Origin of the sequence: Nocardia arthritidis, assembly GCF_011801145.1 — a bacterium.
GTDB classification, from domain to species: domain Bacteria; phylum Actinomycetota; class Actinomycetes; order Mycobacteriales; family Mycobacteriaceae; genus Nocardia; species Nocardia arthritidis_A.
In genome coordinates this window covers 2,878,994-2,904,684 of sequence record NZ_CP046172.1, presented here as the reverse complement: position 1 = coordinate 2,904,684, position 25,691 = coordinate 2,878,994, and the positions used below count along the sequence as shown (strand labels likewise).

General features: G+C 69.9%; 3 protein-coding genes. All 3 read left to right on the top strand.

All coding sequences use genetic code 11. From position 1 onward, the window contains the following. Position 1: 1 nt before the first annotated feature. Genes F5544_RS12850 through F5544_RS12840 form a run of 3 tightly spaced genes read left to right on the top strand, consistent with a single transcriptional unit; the run spans position 2 to position 25,629 of the window. Positions 2 to 14,209 (top strand): type I polyketide synthase, encoded by a 14,208-nt coding sequence (locus tag F5544_RS12850; RefSeq protein ID WP_167473410.1) that lies wholly within the window; start codon positions 2 to 4, stop codon positions 14,207 to 14,209. A 15-nt stretch (positions 14,210 to 14,224) separates the two neighbouring features. Continuing rightward, positions 14,225 to 25,174 carry a type I polyketide synthase gene (locus tag F5544_RS12845; protein WP_167473409.1) on the top strand — a complete coding sequence of 3,650 codons (10,950 nt, stop codon included), beginning with the start codon at positions 14,225 to 14,227 and terminating at the stop codon, positions 25,172 to 25,174. After that, a complete protein-coding gene (locus F5544_RS12840) occupies positions 25,171 to 25,629 on the top strand; it encodes a nuclear transport factor 2 family protein (protein WP_167473408.1) in 459 nt (152 codons plus the stop codon). The genes F5544_RS12845 and F5544_RS12840 overlap by 4 nt, the downstream gene beginning before the upstream one ends. The last annotated feature ends 62 nt before the right edge of the window (positions 25,630 to 25,691 follow it).

Genomic DNA, 25,691 nt, shown 5'->3' with positions numbered 1-25,691 from the left:
CATGGCGCAGGAGGAAAAGCTCTTCAGCTATCTCAAGCGGGTCACCGCTGATCTCCAGCAGGCGAAGGAACGCCTGTCGGAGCTGGAGAACAAGGACCGCGAGCCCATCGCGATCGTGGCGATGGCCTGCCGCTTTCCCGGTGGCGTAGCCACCCCGGACGCGCTGTGGAGTCTGGTCTCCTCGGGCGGGGATGCCATTTCGGCATTCCCGCAGGATCGCGGCTGGCCGCTGGCCGAACTGTTCGGCGACGCCCCCGACGCATCCGGCGCATCCGCCGTCCGCGAGGGCGGATTCCTTTACGACGCGGCCGATTTCGACCCCACCCCGTTCGGCATCTCGCCGCGCGAGGCGCTCGCGATGGACCCACAGCAGCGACTACTCCTCGAAACCGCCTGGGAAACCTTCGAATACGCGAGCATCGACCCGAAATCACTGCGCGGCACCAAGACCGGCGTCTTCACCGGCGTCATGTACAACGACTACGCGGGGCGTTTCGAGCAGGTACCCGACGAGGTGGCGGGTCATCTCGGCAACGGCAGCGCGGGCAGCATCGCCTCGGGGCGGATCTCCTACACCTTCGGACTGGAGGGTCCGGCGGTCACCATCGACACGGCGTGTTCGTCCTCGCTGGTCGCGCTGCACCTCGCCGCACAGGCGTTGCGCAACGGCGAATGCACCATGGCGCTGGCCGGTGGTGTGACCGTGATGTCGACACCCAGAACGTTCGTGGAGTTCAGCAGGCAGGGCGGGTTGTCGCCGGACGGTCGCTGCAAGGCGTTCTCCGCGGGCGCCGACGGCACCGGCTGGGGCGAAGGCGTCGGACTGCTTCTGCTGGAACGACTTTCGGACGCGCGACGCAACGGCCATCCCGTGCTGGCGGTGGTGCGCGGCTCGGCGGTGAACCAGGACGGTGCGTCGAACGGGCTCACCGCGCCCAACGGCCCGTCGCAGCAACGCGTCATCCGCCAGGCCCTCGCCAACGCCGGGTTGCGGCCCGGCGAGGTCGACGCCGTCGAAGCACACGGCACCGGAACACGACTCGGCGATCCCATCGAGGCCCAGGCACTGCTCGCCGCCTACGGCAAGGACCGCGGACAGCCGCTGTGGCTGGGGTCGATCAAGTCCAATATCGGCCACACCCAGGCCGCGGCGGGCGTCGCCGGTGTCATCAAAATGGTCATGGCCATGCGGCACGGCGTCCTGCCCCGCACCCTGCACGTCGATCGGCCGACCTCCGAAATCGACTGGGACACGGGCAAACTCGCCCTGCTCACCGAGAACCGAACCTGGCCCGAACACGACCGCCCGCGCCGCGCCGCCGTGTCATCCTTCGGTATCAGCGGCACCAACGCACACGTCATCCTCGAACAGGCGCCCGCCGAGGACGAACCCGTCGCGCCGCGACCCGCGCCGGTCGCCGTGCCGTGGGCGGTGTCGGCGACAACCGCTGCCGCACTGCGTGATCAGGCCCGGAGACTGCTGACGCTGCCCGCCGCGAACCCGGTCGACGTCGGCTGGTCGCTGATCTCCGCACGCGCGGCGCTGGCGTACCGGGCGGTCGTGGTCGGCGGTGACCACGCCGAGATTCTGGCCGGGGTGCGGGCGCTGGCGGAGGGGAACCCGAACCCGGCCGTGGTCGAGGGCACGGCGGATTCGGCTGGCAAGGTCGTGTTCGTCTTTCCCGGCCAAGGCTCGCAATGGCTGGGCATGGGCGTCGAATTACTCGACAGCTCACCAGTATTCGCCGAAACCATCGCACGCTGCGAACAAGCACTCGCCCCGTACGTCGATTGGTCGCTCACAGATGTCTTGCGCGGCAATGACTCTGCGCTCGACCGTGTCGACGTGGTGCAACCCGCGCTCTGGGCAATGATGATCGCGCTCACCGAAACCTGGCGCTCGTTCGGCGTCGAACCCAGCGCCGTTATCGGACACTCCCAAGGCGAAATCGCCGCAGCCACCGTCGCCGGAATACTCACCCTCGACGACGCAGCCCGAATCGTCGCACTCCGCAGCCGCATCATCGCCGAACACCTTGCCGGACAAGGCGGAATGGCCTCCATCGCCCTACCCGCCGACACCATCCGAAACCACCTCACCAACCACCCCGACCTCGAAATCGCCGCCCTCAACGGACCCCGATCCACCGTCATCAGCGGCTCTGCCGACGAACTCGAAAACCTCCTCGCCACACTGGAACAGCAAGAAATCCGAGTACGCCGCATCCCCGTCGACTACGCCTCACACTCGGCCCACGTCGACACCATCGAATCGGAATTGGCCACGGCCCTGGCACCCATCACCCCACGACAGAGCCGAATCGCATTCCACTCCACCGTCACCGGCACCCAACTCCACGGCACCGAACTCACCCCCCACTACTGGTTCCGCAACCTCCGCCAACCAGTACTGTTCCACCCCACCCTCCAAACACTCCTCCCCACCCACACCACCTACATCGAACCCAGCCCACACCCAGTACTCACCACAGCCATCCAAGACGCCGCCGATGAGGTCGTCGCGATTGGCACACTGCACCGCAACGACGGCACCCCGGCCCGGCTACTCCGCTCCGCCGCCGAGGCGTGGACCTGCGGCATCGATGTCGACTGGTCCGCGCAGTTCCCCGGCGCGCGTCGAATCTCCTTGCCCACCTATGCCTTCCAGCGCACCCGCTTCTGGCTCGACGCTCCGGCCCGCGCCGCCGTCACCGACGGTGCCGCCGATGCGGACTTCTGGCACGCGGTCGAGCAAGAGAACCTCGACGCCTTGGCGACGATGCTGGCGGTCGGCGACCGGGACCCGCGCGATGTGCTGCGCCCGGCGCTGCCGCTGCTGTCGGATTGGCATCGCCGACGCACCGCGCGCGAGACCGTCGACACGTGGCGATACCAGATCACTTGGCGCCCGCTGCCGACAGTGCGCACCGCGGCCGAAACCGATGGACTCCGACTCGCTTTCATCCCAGCCGCGCACGCCGAACATCCCGTCATCACCGCCGCACTCGACGCACAGCCCGACGTTGTCCGAATCCCGTTCGACACCAACAGCTCTCGCGCTTCGATCGCCGCCATCCTCGTCGAACGGCAACCGCGGCAAGTGCTTTCGTTCCTCGCATTAGCTGCCGACCCCGCGGCCGCGACCCTGACGCTACTGCAAGCCTGCGCCGATGCCGACCTGGACGGCTCGCTGTGGTGCGTGACGTCCGGCGCGGTATCCCTGGGCCCCGCCGACCGGCTCCGCGATCCGGATCAGGCGCCGGTGTGGGGCCTGGGACAGGTGGCGGGCCTCGAATTCCCGCGCTGGTGGGGCGGTCTCGTCGACCTGCCCGAACAGGTCGACGACCGCGCCGCCGCCCGGCTCGCGACGATTCTCGCGGGCGGCTGGGACGAGGACCAGCTCGCCGTGCGTGCCTCGGGCATCTTCGTCCGCAGACTGATCCGGGCCGCGAACCGAACACCGGAACGCACGTGGTCCACCGCGGGTCCGGCGCTGATCACCGGCGGCACCGGCGCACTCGGCGGTCACGTCGCGCGGTGGCTGGCCGGTTCCGGGGTGCGGCATCTCGTGCTGACCGGTCGCCGGGGGCCCGATGCTCCCGGCGCACCGGAGTTGCGAGCCGAACTGGAGCGCATCGCGCCCGGCATCCGCGTCGATATCGAGGCGTGCGATGTCGCCGACCGCGCGGCGCTGGACCGGCTGCTGCGCAGCGTGGACTCGCCGATAACCGCCGTATTCCACACCGCGGGTGTCGGCACCGCGGCGTCGCTGCGCGATACCGACGCGACGCTGCTGGCACAGGTATGGGCGGGTAAGGCGCTCGGCGCCCGCAATCTCGACGACGCGTTCTCCGATACCCGGCTCGACGCGTTCGTGCTGTTCTCCTCCGGCGCGAGCGTGTGGGGCGGCAGCGGACAGGGCGCCTATGCCGCCGCCAACGCCTATCTGGACGCGCTGGCGCAAGCCCGCCGCGGCCGCGGCGCACATGCGCTCGCCGTCGCGTGGGGCGCCTGGGACGGCGACGGTATGGCCGCCCAGGGCACAGCCGGAGAAACGTTGCGCCGCACCGGTTTACCCGCCATGGCGCCCGAACTCGCCGTCGCGGCGCTGCGGCGGGCGCTCGACGGTGACGAAACCGCCGTCACGGTCGCGAATATCGTGTGGGACACCTTCGCGCCGACGCTGAGCGCGGCACGCCGCCGCCCGCTGATCGATGACCTTGCCGAGGCGCGCGCGGCGCTGGACGAATCCGGTTCCGCCGCAAGCCATTCGGGCGAGGACACCTGGCGCGGGCGGATGGCCGGACGCACCGCGACCGAACGCCACCGCATCCTGCTCGACCTGGTGCGCGCGGAGGCGGCCGCCGTGCTCGGGCACGCCTCGCCCGATACGGTCCCGCCGCGCACGGCTTTCCGGGATCTGGGGGTCGATTCCCTCGCCGCGGTCCGGCTGCGTGATCGGCTGCGCACCGCGACCGGTCTGGCGCTGCCCGCCACGCTGGTATTCGACCACCCGTCACCGCTCGCGCTGGTCACGCGGCTGGAGGCGGAGCTGTCCGGCGATATCGACCAGGCGGAGCCGACCGCCGATGCGCTGCCCCGAGATGGGGATCCGGTAGCGATCGTCGCGATGAGCTGCCGATTCCCCGGTGACGTCGATTCCCCTGAGGCACTGTGGGATCTGGTGACCCGCGGCGGCGACGCCGTCTCCGAATTCCCGGCCGATCGCGGCTGGGATGTCGACGGCATCTACGACCCGGACCTTTCCCGCCCCGGCACCTCCTATGCCCGCGAAGGCGCCTTCATCCGGGCCGCGGAGTTCGACGCCGCGCTGTTCGGCATCTCGCCGCGGGAAGCGATCGCGATGGATCCCCAGCAGCGGCTGCTGCTGGAGACCTCGTGGGAGGCGTTCGAGCGGGCCGGCATCGCGGCGGATACCTTGCGGGAGAGCCGAACCGGTGTGTTCATCGGCGCCGCCACCTCGCACTACGCCACCGGTGACGCCGGGCAGGGCGCGGAGGGCTATCTGATCACCGGCACGGCGACGGCCGTGGTCTCCGGCCGCATCTCCTACACCTTCGGGCTGGCGGGTCCCGCCGTCACCATCGACACCGCCTGCTCGTCCTCGCTGGTCGCGCTGCACCTGGCCGCGCAGTCGCTGCGCTCGGGGGAATGTTCCCTCGCACTCGCCGGCGGCGTGACCGTGATGTCCACGCCCGCGGCCTTCGTGGAATTCAGCCGCCAGCGGGGCCTGGCCGCCGACGGCCGATGCAAGGCGTTCGCGGCGGACGCGGACGGCACCGGCTGGGGCGAGGGCGCCGGAGTCGTTCTCCTGGAACGGTTGTCGGATGCCCGCCGCAACGGTCATCCGGTACTGGCCGTGCTGCGGGGTTCGGCGGTCAACCAGGACGGCGCGTCGAACGGCTTGAGCGCACCGAACGGTCCCGCGCAGCAACGGGTCATCAGGCAGGCGCTGGCGAATTCCGGCCTGCGGCCGGACGAGGTCGATGCCGTCGAGGCGCACGGCACCGGAACACGGCTCGGCGACCCGATCGAGGCCCAGGCACTGCTGGCCACCTACGGACAGGACCGCGACGAACCGCTCTGGCTCGGCACCGTCAAATCGAATATCGGTCACACCCAATCCGCCGCGGGCGCAGCGGGTGTCATCAAAATGGTCATGGCGATGCGGCACGGCATCCTGCCCCGCACCCTGCACGTCGACGAGCCGACGCCACACGTCGACTGGACCGCAGGCGCGATCTCGCTGCTCACCGCGCAGCGGAGTTGGCCGCAGGTCGATCGGCCCCGCCGGGCGGGCATCTCCGCGTTCGGCGTCAGCGGGACCAACGCGCACGTGATTCTCGAACAGGCCCCGGAACCCGAGCCCGTCGCCACCGCGCCGACACCGCCACCGATCGTGCCGTGGGTGCTCTCGGCCCGCGACCGGGGCGCGCTGTCCGCACTGGCCGCCCGGCTCGCCGACCGCATCACCGACGACACCGATCTGCTCGATATCGCCTACTCCCTCACCACTTCTCGCGCCGCGTTGGCGGAACGGGCGGTGCTGGTCGGCGGCGATCCGGCCGAGCGCGCACACGCACTGCGGGCGTTCGCGAACGGACAGCCCACGTCGGGCGTGATCTCCGGCCGCGCCGCCGAGGGCGGGGTGGCGATGGTGTTCTCCGGCCAGGGCTCCCAGCGCCTCGGCATGGGTCGCGAACTGTACGAGGCCTACCCGGTCTACGCCGAGGCGTTCGACGCGGCCTGCGCCGAACTCGACCTTCATCTGGCACACCCCTTGCGCGACATCGTCTTCGGCGACGATGCCGACCTACTCGACCAGACCGGATACGCCCAACCCGCGTTGTTCGCCGTGGAGGTCGCCCTCTACCGGCTGTGGGAATCATGGGGCATCACACCGACGGTCGTGATCGGACATTCCATCGGCGAGGTCGCCGCCGCGCACATCGCCGGGGTGCTCACCCTCACCGACGCGGCCGCGCTGATCGCGGCCCGCGGCCGGTTGATGCAGTCGCTGCCCGAGGGCGGGGCCATGGTCGCCGTCGACATCTCCGAGCGTGATATCGCACCCCTGCTGGACGAATATCGTGATCGGGTCGCCGTCGCCGCCGTGAACGGACCGAATTCGCTTGTCCTGTCCGGAGATCGCGACGCACTCACCGCGATCACCGACGGCATGCACGGGCACCGGGTCACCTGGCTGCGGGTCTCGCACGCCTTCCACTCGCCACTGATGAACCCCATCCTCGACCAATTCCGCGAAACCCTCACCCAACTCACCTTCTCCCCACCCACCCTGCCGATCATCTCCACCGTCACCGGCAACCACATCGACACCACCGACCCCGAATACTGGATCAACCACGCCCGCAACACCGTTCGCTTCGCCGACGCCATCGCGCACATTTCCGCCGACATCTACCTGGAGATCGGTCCCAATGCGGCGCTGACCGCCCACCTGCCCGGCACGGCCGTTCCGAGCCTGCGGCACAACAAATCCGAGCGACAGACGCTCGCCACCGCCCTTGCCAACGTGATCGTCGGCGGCGCGAACCCGCACTGGCACAACTACTTCGCGGGCTCCGGTGCGCGCACCACCGCCCTGCCGACCTACCCGTTCCAGCATCGGCACTACTGGCTGGCGCAAGAGGAGCGACCGCGCGGCGGCGAGGCGATATCGGATCCGGCCGAATCCCGGTTCTGGGACGCGATCGAGCGGGCCGATCTCCACGCGCTGTCGCGGGAACTGGGCAGCGAGGACCAGGCGGCGCTCGCCGAGGCGCTGCCCGTGCTCGCGGGCTGGCGGCAACGCAAACACGAACAGTCCGTGTTGGATTCGTGGCGCTACCGGGTCACCTGGACGCCGGTGGCCGCAGCGGCGCCCGAACTGGCGGGCGCCTGGCTCGTGATCGCGCCGCCGACCCGGGGCGCGGAGGCGGACGCCGTGCGCACTGCCTTGCGGAACGCGGGCGCGACCGTCCGGATCGGGCAGATCGCCGACGTCGGCGACGGTTCCGAGCTCGTCGGGGTGGTATCGCTGCTGGCCCTCGACGAGGAGCCCGACGATACGCATCCGGCGCTGCCGCGCGGGCTCTCCGCGACCATCGCACTGGTCAAGACGTTGCAGGGCAACGGGTTCGGTGGCTCGCTGTGGTGCCTGACCCAGGGCGCCGTTGCCATCGGCCGGTCCGAGCGGTTGCGCTCGCCGGATCAGGCCCAGTTCTGGGGCATGGGGCGAGCCGTCGCGCTGGAGTGGCCGCGGGGCTGGGGCGGGCTCATCGACCTGCCCGCGACGCTCGACGACCGTACGCTGACCCGATTGCCCGGGCTGCTGGCCGATTTCGGCGGCGAAGACCAACTCGCCCTGCGCACCTCGGGTGTGTTCGCCCGGCGTCTCGTGCGCGCTCCCCGGGCCGCGTCGCAGACCGAACCGTGGCACCCACGCGGCACCGTCCTGATCACCGGCGGTACCGGGGCGCTGGGCGCGCATGTCGCCCGACTGCTGGCCCGGCGCGGGGCGGAGCACCTGCTGCTCGTCAGCCGCAGCGGTCCGGCGGCGCCGGGCGCGGCCGAGCTGGTGGACGAGCTGTCGGCACTGGGCGCGGAGGTCACCATCGCGGCGGGTGATGTCGCGGATCGGACGTCGGTCGCGAATCTGCTTGCGGCCGTGCCGGATCACCGACCGTTGACCGCCGTCGTGCACACCGCGGGCGTCGGCCAGCTGACGCCGCTGTCCGACACCGGGATCGGCGAATTCGCCGATATCGTGCGGGCGAAGACGGCGGGCGCGGCACATCTCGACGAGCTGCTCGGCGATCGCGCGCTGGACGCGTTCATCCTTTTCTCCTCCGTATCCGGCGTGTGGGGCACCGGCGGGCAGGCGGCGTACGGCGCCGCCAACGCCTACCTCGACGCACTCGCGCGGCATCGCCGCGATCGGGGGCTCGTCGCGACATCGGTGGCGTGGGGACCGTGGGGCGAGGGCGGGATGGCCCAGGGCGAGTCGGGCGAGCACATGCGCCGCCGCGGGCTGATCCCGCTGCCGCCGGCTTCGGCGCTCGCGGCACTGGAGCAAGCGATGCGCGACGATGAACCCTGTTCGACCATCGCGGACGTGCGCTGGCCGGATTTCCTGCCGCTGTTCGTCTCCGCCCGGACCAGTGCCCTGCTGTCCGATCTGCCCGAGGCGCGGACAACCCTGGACACCAACGATGTTCCCGAAACCGCCGGGCACAACCTGCTTTCCACGCTCGACGCCGAAGCGCGGCGGGCGCGGTTGCTCGAGCTCGTCTCGGCCGAGGTGGCAACCGTGCTGGGCCACACCGAGATCGGCGCCGTCGAGCCCGACCGGGCGTTCCGCGACCTGGGATTCGACTCGCTCACCGCGGTCGAACTGCGCGACCGCCTCAGCGCGGCCATCGGCATCTCCCTGCCCGCCACAACGGTATTCGATCATCCGAGTCCGGAGCGGCTGGTCGCCCATCTCACCGCGCTGTTCGGCGACGAATCGCGGACCGAGCGGGTCACCGCCGTCGCCGAATCGGACGAACCGCTGGCCATCGTCGCCGTCGGCTGCCGCTTCCCCGGCGGGGTACGCGGCCCCGAGGAACTGTGGGATCTCGTGCTGGCGGGCCGCGACGCCATATCCGAATTCCCCACCGATCGCGGGTGGGACCTCGGCTCGCTACTGGAAACCGCATCCGGCGAGCACGGCAGCAGTACGGCGACCGCGGGCGGATTCCTCGATGGTGCGGCGGATTTCGATGCGGAGTTCTTCAGCATCTCGCCGCGCGAGGCGCTCGCGATGGACCCACAGCAGCGACTGCTGCTCGAAACCGCCTGGGAAACCTTCGAATACGCGGGCATCGACCCGAAATCACTGCGCGGCAGCAGGACCGGCGTCTTCGTCGGCGGAAACAGCCAGGACTACGTCTCGCTGCTGCACGGCGGGGCGCCGGGCTCGGAGGGATATCTCCTCACCGGCAATACGACCAGCGTGGCGTCGGGGCGCATCTCCTATACCTTCGGCTTCGAGGGTCCGGCGGTCACCATCGATACCGCGTGCTCGTCCTCGCTGGTCGCGCTGCACCTCGCAGCGCAGGCGATCCGCAACGGCGAATGCACGATGGCGCTGGCCGGTGGTGTCACCCTCATGGCCACCCCCACCACTTTCGTGGAATTCAGTCGGCAGGGCGGGCTTTCACCCGACGGACGCTGTAAAGCGTTCTCCGCCAACGCCGACGGCACTGGTTGGGGCGAAGGGGTGGGCCTACTCCTCGTCGAACGACTTTCCGACGCGCAACGCAATAGCCATCCCGTGCTGGCGATCGTGCGCGGCTCGGCCGTCAACCAAGATGGCGCGTCCAACGGGCTCACCGCACCCAACGGTCCCGCCCAGCAACGAGTTATCCGCCAAGCCCTCGCCAACGCCGGTTTACACGCGTCCGAGGTGGACGCTGTCGAAGCACACGGCACCGGAACACGACTCGGCGACCCGATCGAAGCCCAGGCACTGCTGGCCACCTATGGACAAGACCGCGACGAACCCCTGTGGCTGGGCTCGGTCAAATCCAACATCGGCCACACCCAAGCCGCCGCAGGCGCCGCAGGCATCATCAAAATGATCATGGCCATGCAAAACGGCCTCCTACCCCGAACCCTGCACATCGACCAACCCACCACCGAAGTCGACTGGAACACAGGCAAAGTCGCCCTACTTACCGAGAACCAGTCATGGCCCGAACACAACAGACCACGCCGCGCCGCCGTCTCCTCCTTCGGCATCAGCGGCACCAACGCACACATCATCCTCGAACAAGCACCCACCACCGATGAACCCGCCGCACAGCGACCGGTCGCCGCGCCCTGGGTGCTGTCCGGACGAGACGAGGCCGCGCTGCGCGCTCAGGCCGACAATCTGGCACGACGGCTCGACGGTGATGCCTCGGTACTCGACGTCGCCTACTCGCTCGCCACCACCCGCCACACCTTCGAATATCGCGCGGTCCTGACCGCGGGCGAGTCCGGCGAACGTATACGCGCACTGACCGCATTGGCCGAAGGCGAGGTCGTGCCCGGAGTATTCACCGGCCCCGCCATCGGCGCGGATGTGGCAATGGTGTTCTCCGGCCAGGGCTCCCAGCGCCTCGGCATGGGCCGCGAACTCTACGACGCCTATCCCGTCTACGCCGAGACCTTCGACGCCGCCTGCGCCGCAATGGATCTGCCGCATCCGTTGCGCGATGTGGTATTCGGCGACGACGAGGCGCTCCTCGACCGGACGCAATACGCCCAGCCCGCGCTGTTCGCGATGCAGGTCGCACTGTGCCGCCTGTGGGAATCGTGGGGCATCACACCGGATGTGGTGGCCGGGCACTCGATCGGCGAGATCGCGGCCGCGCATATCGCCGGAGTGCTCACCCTCGACGACGCCGCCACTCTCGTCAGCGTTCGCGGCAGGCTCATGCAATCGCTGCCCGAGGGCGGGGCCATGGTCGCCGTCGAGGCGACCGAACACGAAATCCGGCCGCTGCTCGAAGGATTCGACGACAAGATCGGCATCGCCGCCGTGAACGGCCCGAATTCGGTTGTCCTGTCCGGAGATCGCGGCACGCTCACCGCGATCGTCGACCGGTTGCGCGGACAGCGCACCCACTGGCTGCGGGTCTCGCACGCCTTCCATTCACCGCTGATGAACCCCATCCTCGACGAATTCCGCGAAACCCTCACCCAACTCACCTTCACCCCACCCACCCTGCCGATCATCTCCACCGTCACCGGCAAACCCACCCACACCACCGACCCCGAATACTGGATCAACCACGCCCGCAACACCGTTCGCTTCGCCGACGCCATCGCACACACCGCGACGTCGATCCACCTCGAGATCGGTCCCGACGCCGCACTCACCCCGCACATCCCCGGTACGGCGATCCCATCGCAGCACCGCAAACAGGGTGGCGTCGAGGCGATCACCGCGGCCGTCGCGCGGCTCGTCGCGGGCGGTATCGACCCCGACTGGCATGGTTACTTCGCCGGTACCGGCGCGCGCCGAACCCCGTTGCCCACCTACGCCTTCCAGCACGTCCGCTATTGGCCGGCGGCCACTGCCGCGCCGGATCGAGCGGGCGGCGGCCATCCGCTGCTCGACTCGACCCTGGACCTCGCGCACACCAGCGGCGTGGTGCTCACCGGCCGGTTGTCCCTGGCGTCGCACCCCTGGCTGGCCGACCACAACGTCGGGGGCGCGGTCGTATTCCCCGGCACGGGGTTCGTGGAGCTCGTGCTGCGGGCCGCGCGGGCGGTGGGACTGCGGAACCTGCGCGAGCTCACCCTGGAGAACCCGCTGACGCTGCCGGACAGCGGCACGGTCGAGGTACAGGTCGCCGTCGGCGAACCGGACGGCGCGGGCCACCGCGCCGTCACGGTCCACTCCCGGCTGGACGGCCCCGGCGAGGTGTGGCAGCCGCATGCCACCGGCATCCTCGACACCGCATCCGTCCCCGAACCGTCGTGGTCCCTCGCCACCTGGCCGCCGCAGGGCGCGGTCGCGCTGCCCGTCGACGATGTCTACGCCGAATTCGCCTCCGCGGGAATCGATTACGGTCCGCTGTTCCAGGGCCTACGGTCGGCGTGGCGGATCGGCGAGGATGTGGCGGTCGAGGTGGCGCTGCCCCCGGACGAGGAACACCGCGCCGCGGGTTTCGATCTGCACCCGGCCCTGCTGGACGCGGTGCTGCACGGCGTCGGCATCGGCCGGATGTTCGGCGAGGACGGCCAGGCTCGGCTGCCGTTCGCGTGGTCCGGCGTGACCATGCATGCCGCCGGTGCACCGGTGCTGCGCGCCCGCCTGTCGTCCAAGGGCGAGGACGCGGTGGCGCTGTCGGTCAGCGATGCCGTCGGCAGCCCCGTCGCGGAGGTCGAACGCCTGACGATGCGCAAGATCGCACCGGAACAGTTCGCGAACACGCAGCGGTCGATATTCGTACCGGTCTGGCAGCCGTTGGAAACCCCAATGGCGACAACGGTATTCATCACGCTCGGCGATGAGGACGGGCCGTCCGACGCCACCCACGTGCTACTGCGCACGAACCACGGCGACGATCTCCATCCCGATGCCGCGCTGGCGGCGGCGACGGACGTGCTGCGCACGATCCAATCCTTCGCCGAGGACCGCACGCTCGTCGTCGTGACCGAGCGGGCCGTCGCGGTGGACTGCGCGCCGGCTCCGGCGGGCGCGGCGGTGTGGGGGCTGGTGCGCGCGGCGCAGGTCGAGCGGCCGGGCCGCGTACTGCTGGTCGACATCGATGACGACGAGCGATCGTTGGCGGCCCTGCCGCACGCACTGTCCTGCGACGAACCGCAAATGGCCCTGCGCGCGGGCGAGATTCGCGTGCCGCGGCTGGTTCCCGCACCCGCCACCGCCGCGACCGCCCCGAACTGGAGCGTGAGCACCGTCGTGATCACCGGCGCATCCGGTGCGCTCGGCACCCTCATCGCCCGGTATCTCGTCGACGTGCACGGTGCCCGAGATCTGGTGCTGCTCAGTCGAACCGGCGACGCACCGGAACCGGACGCCGCCACCGTCACCCAGATCGCCTGCGATCTCACCGATCCGCGGCAGCTCGCCGCGGCCCTCGATACCATCCCCCGCGATCGCCCCCGCATCGTCGTGCACACCGCGGGCGCGCTGGACGACGCGACGATCGAGCACCAAACCGAGGCCCACCTCCGGGTTGCCTTCGGCGCCAAGGCGACCGGGGCGTGGAAACTGTGCGAACTCACCCGTGACCCGGAAACCAGCCTCATCCTCTTCTCCTCCGCCGCGGCAACACTCGGCTCACCAGGCCAAGCCAACTACGCCGCCGCCAACGCCTACCTCGACACCCTCGCCCACCACCACCCCGACACCACCAGCATCGCCTGGGGCCTCTGGCACACCGGCATGGCGAGCAGGTTGAGCGACGCCGACCGGCGGCGGCTGGCCGCGACCGGCCTGGCTCCGATCGATGAGGCCACCGGACTCGCGCTGTTCGATGCGGCCGTGGCCTGCGGCGCACCGGTTGTCGTTCCGCTGCCGGTGAACCGGGCGGTGCTGCGGCGCCGTGCCGCGACCGGCCCACTGCCCGCGGTGCTGCGCGATCTGGCCCCGGTGCCCGCCCGGGCGATTGCCGCACCGGCCGCGCCCCGGCAGGCATTGGCCGATACCTTGCGCGGGCTGCCACCGCACGAACAAGACGAGCAGCTCGGGCAGCTCATCCGGGGCCGCATCGCCGCGGTGCTGGGACATGGCTCGGCCGAGGCGATCTCGATGGACCGGCCCTTCACCGACCTCGGATTCGACTCGCTGATGGCCGTCGAACTGCGCGGCGCCCTGGACGCGGCCACCGGACTGCGGCTGCCCGCGACGCTGGTCTTCGACCATCCGACACCCGCAGCACTGCGGCAGCACCTGCACGACGCCCTGCTGCCCGGCGAATCCGCTACGGCGGACTCGATTTTCGCCGAAATCGACCGCCTGGAGGCGAACCTCGCCCACCTCGACCCGCAGCAGGCGGCTCAGGCGCGCGGACGGCTGCGGTCTCTGCTCGGCACCTTCGAGAACACCGCGGCCGGTGACGAATTGGCGAACGCAAACCTGGACGAGGTCTTCGACATCATCGACGACGAGCTCGGCCTTTCCTGACGAGAGTGACGTGACGTGAACGAGGAAAAGACCCTTCAGTACCTCAAGCGCCTCACGGCCGAGCTGCGCGACACCCGCCAGCGGCTGCGCGCTGCGGAGGAGAGCGGCCGGGAACCACTCGCCGTGGTCGGCATGGCGTGCCGGTATCCGGGCGGGGTGAGCACGCCCGAACAGCTCTGGCAGCTGGTGTCCACCGGCCGGGACGCGATCGGCGAATTCCCCGACGACCGCGGCTGGGATATCGCCGGACTGCGGGGCGCGCGGCCCGGCGAAGCGGGCAGCAGCGACACCCTGCGGGGCGGATTCCTTTACGACGCGGCGGAATTCGACGCGGAGTTCTTCGGCATCTCGCCGCGCGAGGCGTTGGCGATGGACCCGCAGCAGCGGCTGTTGCTCGAAACTGCCTGGGAGGCCGTGGAAAACGCGCGCATCGTGCCGGATTCGCTGCGCGGCAGCCGCACCGGCGTGTTCGTCGGTGTCATGTACCACGACTACGCCTCGCGCCTGGCCCGGATCCCGGATGTGGTCGAGGGGTTTCTCGGCACCGGTAATTCCGGCAGCATCGCGTCGGGCAGACTCGCGTACACCCTCGGCTTGGTGGGCCCGGCGGTCACGATCGATACCGCCTGCTCGTCGTCGCTGGTGGCGCTGCACCTGGCGGGCCAGGCACTGCGTCGCTCGGAATGTTCGCTCGCCCTGGTCGGCGGCGTCACCGTAATGGCAAGCCCGGCGCCGTTCATCGATTTCAGCAGGCAGCAGGGCCTCGCATCGGATGGCCGGTGTAAGTCGTTCTCCCGCAACGCCGATGGCACGGGCTGGGCCGAGGGCGCGGGCATGCTGGTGGTCGAGCGGTTGTCCGACGCCGTCCGCAACCGTCATCCGATCCTGGCGATCGTGCGGGGTACCGCGGTGAACCAGGACGGTCGATCCAACGGCCTCACCGCACCGAACGGCCCGTCGCAGCAACGCGTCATCCGCGATGCCCTACTCGATGCCGGATTGCGTGCCGAGCAGGTCGACGCCGTCGAGGCGCACGGCACCGGAACCCGGCTCGGCGACCCCATCGAGGCACAGGCCCTGCTCGCCACCTATGGACAAAACCGCGACCAAGCCCTTCGGCTCGGCTCCATCAAATCGAATATCGGCCACACCCAGGCCGCCGCGGGTATCGCGGGTGTGATCAAAATGGTGCTGGCGATGCGGCAGGCCACCTTGCCGCGCACACTGCACGTCGACGAACCGACGCCCGAGGTCGACTGGGGCGCGGGCGCGGTCGAATTGCTGACCGAACCCGTCGCATGGCCGGAGCGCGACGGCACTCGCCGTGCCGGTGTGTCCTCGTTCGGCTTCAGCGGCACCAACGCCCACATCATCCTGGAGCAGGCGCCGAAACCGGAGGAAGCGGCCGATAGCGGCAATCCCCCGCCGATCGTGCCTTGGCTACTCTCGGCCCGGACTCCGGAGGCGTTGCGCGCCAACGCGGCTCGGCTGGCCGACGGGGTGGACGACGCCGCGATACTCGATATCGGATACTCGCTGGCGACCACGCGCGCCTCGTTCGAGGAACGCGTCGTCCTGCTGGGCCGCGACGGCGACGAGTACCGGCGGGCGCTGCTCGCATTCGCCGCGGGCGACCAACCCCCGACGGCGATCACCGGGCGAACGGCCAAAGGCGGTGTGGCCATGGTGTTCTCGGGTCAGGGCACGCAACGCCCCGGCATGGGCCGCGAACTATATGACGCCTACCCCGTATACGCCGCGGCCTTCGACGCCGCCTGCGCGGAACTGGACCCGCACCTTCCGAATCCGTTGCGCGAGGTCATATTCGGCGCCGACGCCGAGCTGCTCGACCGCACCCGGTACGCCCAGCCCGCACTGTTCGCCCTGCACGTCGCGCTGTTCCGGCTCTGGGAACATTGGGGCGTCACACCCGAGGTGCTCGCCGGGCACTCCATCGGCGAGATCGCCGCCGCGCACGTCGCGGGCGTGCTCACCCTCCGCGACGCCGCCACGCTCGTCGCGCACCGCGGCGCGCTGATGCAATCGCTGCCCGAGGGCGGCGCGATGGTCGCGGTCGACTGCGCCGAGGACGATATCCTGCCCCGGCTGAACGGATATGCGGACCGGGTCGGCATCGCGGCGGTCAACGGCCCGAATTCGCTTGTGCTGTCCGGCGAAAGCTCCGCGCTGGCCGAAATCGTCGACCGCCTCGACGGGCATCGGAGCAAATGGCTGCGCGTCTCGCACGCCTTCCATTCCCCGCTGATGGACCCGATTCTCGACCGATTCCGCACCGTCGTCGCCGGCCTGGATTTCCGCCCGCCCACCGTCCCGATTATCTCCACCGTCACCGGGACTCCGGTCGACCACCGCACCCTCGCCGACCCCGAACACTGGGTTCGCCATGCCCGCGACACCGTCCGCTTCGCCGATGCCGTCGCCGCCATCGCGTCCCGAAAACCGGCCGCGCACTTGGAGATCGGCCCCGGCAGCGCGCTCACCCCTCATCTGCCCACCGGAGCCGTCGCGAGCCTGCGGGCCGGACATCCGGAACCTCGCGCGATCGCCACCGCCCTCGCTCAGCTCGTCGTCCGCGGGCCGAACCCGAACTGGGACAACTACTTCGCGGACAGCGGCGCACATCAGGTGGCGCTCCCGACCTATGCCTTCCAACACTCGCGCTACTGGCTCGAATCGGCAGCGGCCGCAGACGATTCGGCCCACCCGCTGCTCGATACGGTCATCGCCCTCGCCGACGGCGATCGCGTGCTGCTCACCGGCACGCTCTCCCCGGCGGCGAATCCGTGGCTGGCCGATCACACCGTGCACGGCGAAATACTCCTACCCGGCGCCGCATTCGTGGAATTCGCCTTGTACGCCGGGCAGCACGTGAATCATCCGCGACTGGCCGAACTCACCCTCGGCGCTCCGCTCGTCCTTCCCGGTGATGCCGCTGTCCAACTCCAGATCCTGGTGGGCGCACCGGATTCCGGGCGAGCGGTCACCGTATTCGCTCGCGCCGCCGCGGACGAACCGTGGACCGAATACGCGCGGGGGCGGCTCACCGCCGAGGTCGCACCGCCCGTCGGCGGGCTCACCGCATGGCCGCCCGCGGGTGCGACACCGCTGAATACCGATGCGCTGTACGGCGATCGGCCCGAACTGCGGTACGGCCCCGCGTTCCAGGGTGTGCGCCGGGCGTGGCGGTGCGACGGCGAGGTATTCGCCGAGATCGAGCTCGACGAGGCACAGCATCCGGACGCCGACCGCTTCGCGGTACATCCGGCGCTGCTGGACGCCGCATTGCACCCCATCGGGCTCGCCGGATTCCTGGATGACGCCGACACACCCGTCGTGCCGTTCTCCTGGAGCGGGCTGGCGTTGCACGCCGTCAACGCCCGGCGCCTGCGGGTGCGCATCACGCCCGCCGGACGGGACGCGGTATCGCTGCTGCTCGCCGACGACACGGGCCGACCGGTGCTCGACGTCGCCCGGCTCGTGCTGCGACCGCTGCCGCGCCCCAGCGCGACCGGCAGGCTGAATCGCTCGCTGTTCCGGACCTCCTGGGTGGCGCTGCCGCCCGCCGAAGCCACCGCGGAACCGGACCTGACCTTCCTGCCGTTCGAACCGACCGAGGACGCTGAAGCAGCTGCGGCACACGCACTCTCGATACTGCAGGACTGGCTGCGCGGCCCGGCCGCCCGCCTCGCGCTGGTCACCACCGGCTCCCGGCTACTCGACGACGATCGGCCGACCGAGGCGCCCGCGGCCCTGGCCAATGCGGCGGTATGGGGTTTGGCGAGGTCGGCACAGTCCGAACACCCCGAACGGTTCGTGCTGGTGGATGTCGACGACCTCGACTCGCCGTGGCAAGAGCCGGTCACCGCCGCCGTCGCCGCGGGGGAAAACCAGATCGCGGTCCGGCACGGGGAGGTGTTCGCGCCCCGGCTCGTGCGGGCGGCGCCGGACACCACCGCAGGCCCGGATTGGACGACCGGCACGGTGCTGATCACTGGAGCGACGGGCGCACTCGGCGGTCTGGTGGCCCGGCACCTCGTGCGCGAGCACGGCGTGCGCGACCTCTTATTGCTGGCCCGCCGCCCGATTCCGACCGAATTGCGCTCGGAGTTGACCGCCGCCGGAGCCCAGGTGGCGTCGGCGATCTGTGATCTGACCGATCGCGAAGAACTCGCCGCCGTCCTGCACGGCCGCGACCTCGCCGCGGTCGTCCACTGCGCGGGCGTCGTCGACGACGCGGTGCTCACCAATCAGACACCCGAACACCTGCGTCGCACGTTCGCGCCGAAGGCCACCGCGGCATCGCTACTGCGCGAACTCACCCGCGACCACGACACCCCCCTCTTCCTCTTCTCCTCCGCCGCGGCAACACTCGGCTCACCCGGCCAAGCCAACTACGCCGCCGCCAACGCCTACCTCGACACCCTCGCCCACCACCACCCCAACACCACCAGCATCGCCTGGGGCCTCTGGCACACCGGTATGGCGAACTCCGCCGCCGCGCGCCGGGGCATGCGGCCGCTGACCGAGGCGGAGGGCCTGCGCCTGTTCGACGCCGCCCTGACCGTCGATGCCCGCGTCGTCGTCCCGATGCATCTGGACCCGCACGCGGTCGCCGCCGCCATGGGATCCGTGCCTCCGCTGCTGCGTGCGCTCGTGCCCGCCGCGCCACGCAGAGCCGTTGCGGGCGTTGCGGATTCGTTGGCCGAGCGGCTTCGCCGGATGTCCCCGGCCGATCGCGACGGCGCCCTGCTCACCCTCGTCCGAGAGCGGGCCGCCGCCGTGCTCGGCCATGCCGACCCGACCGCGATCGCTCCCGAGCGCGCCTTCCACGACCTCGGTTTCGACTCGCTCACCGCCGTCGAGTTCCGCAACGGCGTGAACGCGGCGACCGGGCTCGAACTTCCGGCCACGCTCGTCTTCGATCATCCGAATGCGGCCGCGCTCGTGACATATCTGCGCGGGGAACTGTCCGGCACGGCCACGATCGACGCCGCACCGGCGATTTCCGTTGCGTCCCAGGATGATCCGATCGTCATCGTCGGGATGGGCTGCCGATATCCGGGCGGTATCGGCAATCCCGATGACATGTGGCGCCTGCTGGTCTCCGGTCGGGACGCCATCACCGCGTTCCCCACCGATCGCGGATGGGACGCGGCGCGGATCTACGGTCCGGACACACCGGGCGGATCCATCACCCACGAGGGCGGATTCCTGTATGAGGCAGCCGAATTCGATGCGACGCTGTTCGGGATCTCGCCGCGCGAGGCGCTCGCGACGGACCCACAGCAGCGACTGTTGCTCGAAACCGCCTGGGAAACCTTCGAATACGCGGGCATCGACCCGAAATCAGTGCGCGGTAGCAAGACCGGCGTCTTCACCGGCGTCATGTACAACGACTACGCCGCCCGTTTCGACCGGGCGCCCGAGGAGGTCGCCGGATATCTGGGCAACGGCAGCGCGGGCAGCATCGCCTCGGGACGCATCTCTTACACCTATGGACTCGAGGGTCCGGCGGTCACCATCGATACCGCCTGCTCGTCCTCGCTCGTCGCGGTACACCTAGCTGCCCAGGCGCTGCGCAACGGCGAATGCACCATGGCGCTGGCCGGTGGTGTGACCGTGATGGCCACTCCCACGACATTCACCGAATTCAGTCGGCAGGGCGGGCTTTCACCCGATGGACGCTGTAAAGCGTTCTCCGCCGACGCCGACGGCACGGGTTGGGGCGAAGGCGTCGGACTGCTGCTGCTGGAACGACTTTCGGACGCGCGCCGCAACGGCCACCCTGTGCTGGCGGTCGTGCGTGGCTCGGCCGTCAACCAGGACGGTGCGTCCAATGGGCTCACCGCACCCAACGGCCCTGCGCAGCAACGGGTTATCCGGCAGGCCCTCGCCAACGCCGGTTTACGCGCGTCCGAGGTGGACGCGGTCGAAGCACACGGCACCGGAACACGACTCGGCGACCCCATCGAAGCCCAAGCACTACTGGCCACCTACGGACAAAACCGCGACGAACCCCTCTGGCTCGGCTCGATCAAATCCAACATCGGCCACACCCAAGCCGCCGCAGGCGCCGCAGGCATCATCAAAATGATCATGGCCATGCGGCACGGTGAATTGCCACGGACCCTGCACATCGACCAACCCACCACCCAAGTCGACTGGAACACAGGCAAAGTCGAACTACTCGCCCAAAACCAGTCATGGCCCGACCACAACAGACCACGCCGCGCAGCCATATCCTCCTTCGGCATCAGCGGCACCAACGCACACATCATCCTCGAACAAGCACCCACCGAACCCGTCGCGCCGCGCCCCGATGACGCCCCCGCCACGCCTTGGTTGCTATCCGCACATTCGCCAACGGCGTTGCGCGCCCAGGCGGCCCGCCTGGCCGATGCACTCGACGACAAGGCGCTCGTGGACGTCGCCTACTCCTTGGCCGTAGGCCGGGCCGGACTCGACGAACGCGCGGTGGTGATCACCGGCGATCCGACCCGGCGCACGCAGGCCCTCCTCGCACTCGCCCGGGGCGGCGCACATCCGGACGTCATCGTCGGCCGAGCCTCCCGCGGCGGAATCGCGATGGTGTTCTCCGGACAAGGCACCCAGCGCCCCGGCATGGGCCGCGAACTCTACAACACCTACCCGGCCTACTCCGAAGCATTCGACGCCGCCTGCGCGGCACTCGACCCGCACCTGCCGAAACCGTTGCAAGAGATCGTCTTCGGCGAAAACACCGAACTACTCGACCAAACCCTATACGCCCAACCCGCCCTATTCGCCACGCAGACCGCCCTCTACCGGCTCTGGGAATCCTGGGGCATCACCCCCGCCATCGTCACCGGACACTCCATCGGCGAAATCACCGCCGCTCACATCACCGGCGTTCTCACCCTCACCGACGCCGCCACCCTCATCGCCACCCGCGGCCGGTTGATGCAGTCATTGCCCGAAGGCGGGGCGATGGTTGCCGTCGAGGTATCCGAACACGAGATCCGCCCCGCGCTCGAAGGATTCGAGGACACCGTAGGCATCGCCGCCGTCAATGGACCGAATTCCCTTGTGCTGTCCGGTGATCGCGACGCACTCACCGGCATCGTCGAACGCCTCGACGGGCATCGGAGCAAATGGCTACGGGTCTCCCATGCCTTCCACTCACCGCTGATGGACCCCGTCCTCGACGAATTCCGCGAGGTCGTCGCGAGCCTGTCGTTCGCGCCACCGGTCCTCCCGATGGTCTCCACCGTCACCGGCGACCGAGTCGACGACACCACCCTCGCCGACCCCGACCACTGGATCCGCCACGCCCGCAACACCGTTCGCTTCGCCGACGCGATCGCACACATCACCGCCGATACCTATCTGGAGATCGGCCCCACCTCCGCCCTGGCGCACCATCTGCCCGCCGGAGCCGTCGCCGGTTTGCGCGCCGATCGGCCCGAGGTCCACATCCTTACCACCGCCCTCGCCCACCTCGTCGTCGGCGGCGCGAATCCCAACTGGCACAACTACTTCGCGGGCTCCGGCGCACGCATCACCTCCCTGCCGACCTACCCGTTCCAACGTCAGCGCTACTGGCTCGACCATCGCGCATCCGGTCCGGCGGATCTCGCGGCGGCCGGTGTCGACGGGTCCGGGCATGCCCTGTTGACCGCGCTGATCGCCGATCCGGAGTCGGATGCGCTGATGTGCTGCGGCCGCATCGGTCTCGATACCCATCCGTGGCTCGCGGACCACGGGGTCGGGGACCGGATCGTGCTACCCGGCGCCGCGCAGGTGGATCTCGTACTGCACGCGGGCCTCGAATGCGGCGTCGGCGAACTCGACGACCTCGTCATGGAGGCGCCGCTCGTACTCGCGGCCGATGCGGCGCTGGACATCCGGGTGACGGTCGAGCCGCCCGACTCCGCGGGCCGCAGGACCGCCCGCGTGCACAGCCGCGAATCCGGCACGGACGACACCTGGACCCGGCACGCCACCGCGGTGCTCACCGAACCGGGCACACCGCCGACCACCGAGGCCGCGCAGCCGTGGCCGCCACGGGACGCCCAGGCCGTGGACCTCGACGCGATCTACGATCGGTTGGCGGACAACGGTTTACACTACGGTCCCGCATTCCGCGGTCTGCGCGCCGCATGGCGCACCGCGGACGAGGTATTCGCCGAGGTGGCCCTGCCGGAGGGGATCGACGTGACCGGACACGTCATCCATCCCGCGCTCCTGGACTCGGCCCTGCACGCCATCGGGCTCGGTGACTTCGTCGCGGCCGCGGATTCCGGTCCGAGCCTGCCCTTCGCCTGGCGCGGTGTCCGCATCACGTCCTCCGGCGCCACCGCACTGCGCGCGCGGCTCCGTTCGGCCGGCAACGATGCTGTGGCACTTGACCTTTCCGATACCGACGGCCGCGACATCGGCGGCGTGACGACATTGGCCCTGCGCCGGTCGACCATCGAACGCGGCGATACCCCGCGGGCGCTGCTCGGAGTGCGCTGGCAGGAGTTGCCCGCGAAACAGGTCGCGCCCCCGTCGTGGTGGGCAGTTCTCGAGGGTTCCTGGCTGACCTCGACGTTGCGCGACAGCGGCGCTCGCGTGGAGTCATATCCCGACCTAGTCGAATTGGCCTCGGCAGCAACGACTTCCGGCGCGACCCCCGACGCGGTATTCCTCGCACCTATCGAACCCGACGGCGATCTGCCCACGGCCACCACCCAATTGGCCGCGCACGTCCTCGCGCTGCTGCAATCCTGGCTGGCCGATTCGCGCTTCTCGGCGAGTCGCCTCGTCGTGGTGACCCGGGACGCGACCACGAATCCGCCGATGGCCGCGCTGACCGGCCTGCTGCGTGCGGCCCAGGCCGAGCACCCCGGCCGGATCACCACGATCGATATCGCCTCCGGCGCGAATCGTCCCGATTGGCGACCGCTGGCCGCGGCGCTCGCATCCGGCGAGCCCGAAACAGTCATCCGCGACGGTGGCGTGCACGCGCCCCGGCTCACTCGGCTCACCGGATCCGCCGCACCCGGTGTGGATTTGAGCGGCGGTACCGTTCTGGTCACCGGCGCGTCCGGCGCGCTCGGGCACTTGCTCACCCGGCATCTCGTCACCGCGCACGGTGTCCGCGACCTGCTGCTGGTCAGCCGACGCGGTGAAATGGCGGCTCTGCGTGCGGAATTGACGGCCGCGGGCGCACATGTCGAAGTGGTCGCCTGCGATGTCGCCGAGCGGGACCAGGTCGCGACGCTGCTCGCGAATCGCCCGGTGCACGCGGTGGTGCACGCCGCGGGTGTGCTCGAAGACGGCGTGGTCGGATCGCTGACCGCCGAACAACTCGCCCGAGTACTGCGCCCGAAGGTCGACGCCGCGTGGCACCTGCACGAATTATCCAGGGACACCACGGCATTCGTGCTCTTCTCATCCGTGGCTGGGATCCTCGGCTCGGCAGGCCAGGCCGCGTATGCGGCGGGTAACGCCTTCCTCGACGCGCTCGCCGCGCACCGCGCCGCGAACGGTCTTCCGGCGGTCTCGCTGGCGTGGGGCCCGTGGGATATCGAGGACGGCATGGCGGCCGAACGCCGCAGGCTCGTCCGCGGCGGGCTGGTACCGATGCGGACCGAGGAGGGTCTCGCGCTGTTCGACGCCGCACTGCACCGGCCGGAAGCACTGCTCGTACCGGTGCACGCGGATATCGCCGCGCTCCGGGCCGCGGCCGCCCGTGAGCCGCTGCCACCGATCTGGCGCGGCCTGGTCCCCTCCCCCAGAGCCGACGTTCGTGCGCTGCCGCAGCCGGATCCGTCGGCGCGACTGGCCGAATTGTCCACTGCGGAACGCGAATCGGCGCTGCCGGAGCTGGTCCGTCGCGAGGTCGCCTTCGTACTCGGTCACGCCTCGCCCGACGAACTGGATGCCGGACGGGCATTCACCGAACTCGGCTTCGACTCGCTGACCGCCGTCGATCTGCGAAACCGGCTGGAAGCGGCGACCGGACTGCGACTGCCCGCGAGCCTGGTGTTCGACTACCCGACGCCGCCCGCGCTGATCCGCTACCTGTCCGACGAACTGGCGCGGACGGCGCCGTCCCCGGCGGTCGACGACCCGCTCGGCGCCCTGTTCCGCGTCGCGTGTGTCGAGGATCGAATCGATGCGGGTATGGAACTGGCGCGCGTCGCGGCTCGCCTGCGCCCGGTATTCCACGATCCGGACGAACTGGACCGGTGGCCGCATCCGGTGCCGCTGGCGCGCGGACCGCGGCTGCCACGGTTGATCTGCTTCCCCGCGGTGGTGGCCATGTCCGGAGCGCACCAATACGCGCGGTTCGCCGCGACGCTGCGCGAGCGCCGCGACACCGTGGTACTGCCCGAGCCGGGATTCGGTGCCGGAGAACGGCTTCCGGGCAGCGTGGCCGCCCTCGCCGAGGCGCAGGCGCGGGCGGTGCTCGAACATGCGGCGGGCGAGCCGTACGCGCTGCTCGGCTACTCGTCGGGCGGCTGGATCGCCCACGAGGTGGCCGCCCGCCTGGCGCGGACCGATGCGCCGCCGTCCGCCGTCGTCCTCGTCGACACCTATCTGCCCATGGAGATGAATCCCAGGCTCAGCCGGGCCTTCACGCACGGATTGTTCGCGCGGCGCAGCGATTTGGTCTCGATGGACCATGTGTCGCTGACCGCGATGGGCGGCTACTTCGAGGTGTTCGGGACCTGGGAACCGCAGCGCATCGACGTCCCGACGCTGTTTCTGCGCGCCGCCGACGCATTGCCCGATACCGACGGAACGCCGCTGGCCGACGCCGACTGGGGCCCGTCCTGGAAGCTCTGCGACGCCGACCTCGCGGTCGCGGGCGACCACTTCACGATCGTGGGAGAGCACGCCGAAGACGCTGCGCGAGCGGTGGATTCGTGGCTCACCGCACTACCGGTGACAACCGAACAGGAGAGGAAGAAATGACCGAGATCACCCCCGAACTGGTCGCCGCCGCCTACGAGGCGGTCAGTTCCGGAGACCGTGCGAAGACGGCCCAGTACTGGTCGGAGGACCTGCGTTTTCTCGCGCCGGGCAGTCATGCGCACGCGGGCTGGCGGATCGGCATCGACGACTTCATGACCTACGTGCAGGGCATGCTGGAGGCTTCCGGCGGCACGTGGAGCATGCAACCCGTCACGTTGCTGATCAACAACGAGGACGGCTATTCGATCGACGCCAACAAGATCCACGCCGTGCGCAAGGGCGCACCGGAGGGCAGCACCTCGCCCTTCGACGTCCTCGACATCTCGGGCGTGCAGATGCTCAAGTGGGAGAACGGAAAGGTCGTCGAGGGCGCCGGGGGGATCTTCGGTGACGGCGCGACGAACTACACCCAGTGGTGGTCGCCGTTGAGCGGCGACGGTGAGCGCCGCTACTGATTCCCCGCCCCGCTCTGTCATCCGATTTCGGTTGGCAGAGCGGGGATTTCGACCGAAGGAGT

Bases quoted from the DNA above. Each gene is read 5' to 3' on its own strand.
- F5544_RS12850 (WP_167473410.1), top strand. From the start codon at position 2: ATGGCGCAGGAGGAAAAGCTCTTCAGCTATCTCAAGCGGGTCACCGCT.
- F5544_RS12840 (WP_167473408.1), top strand. From the start codon at position 25,171: ATGACCGAGATCACCCCCGAACTGGTCGCCGCCGCCTACGAGGCGGTC.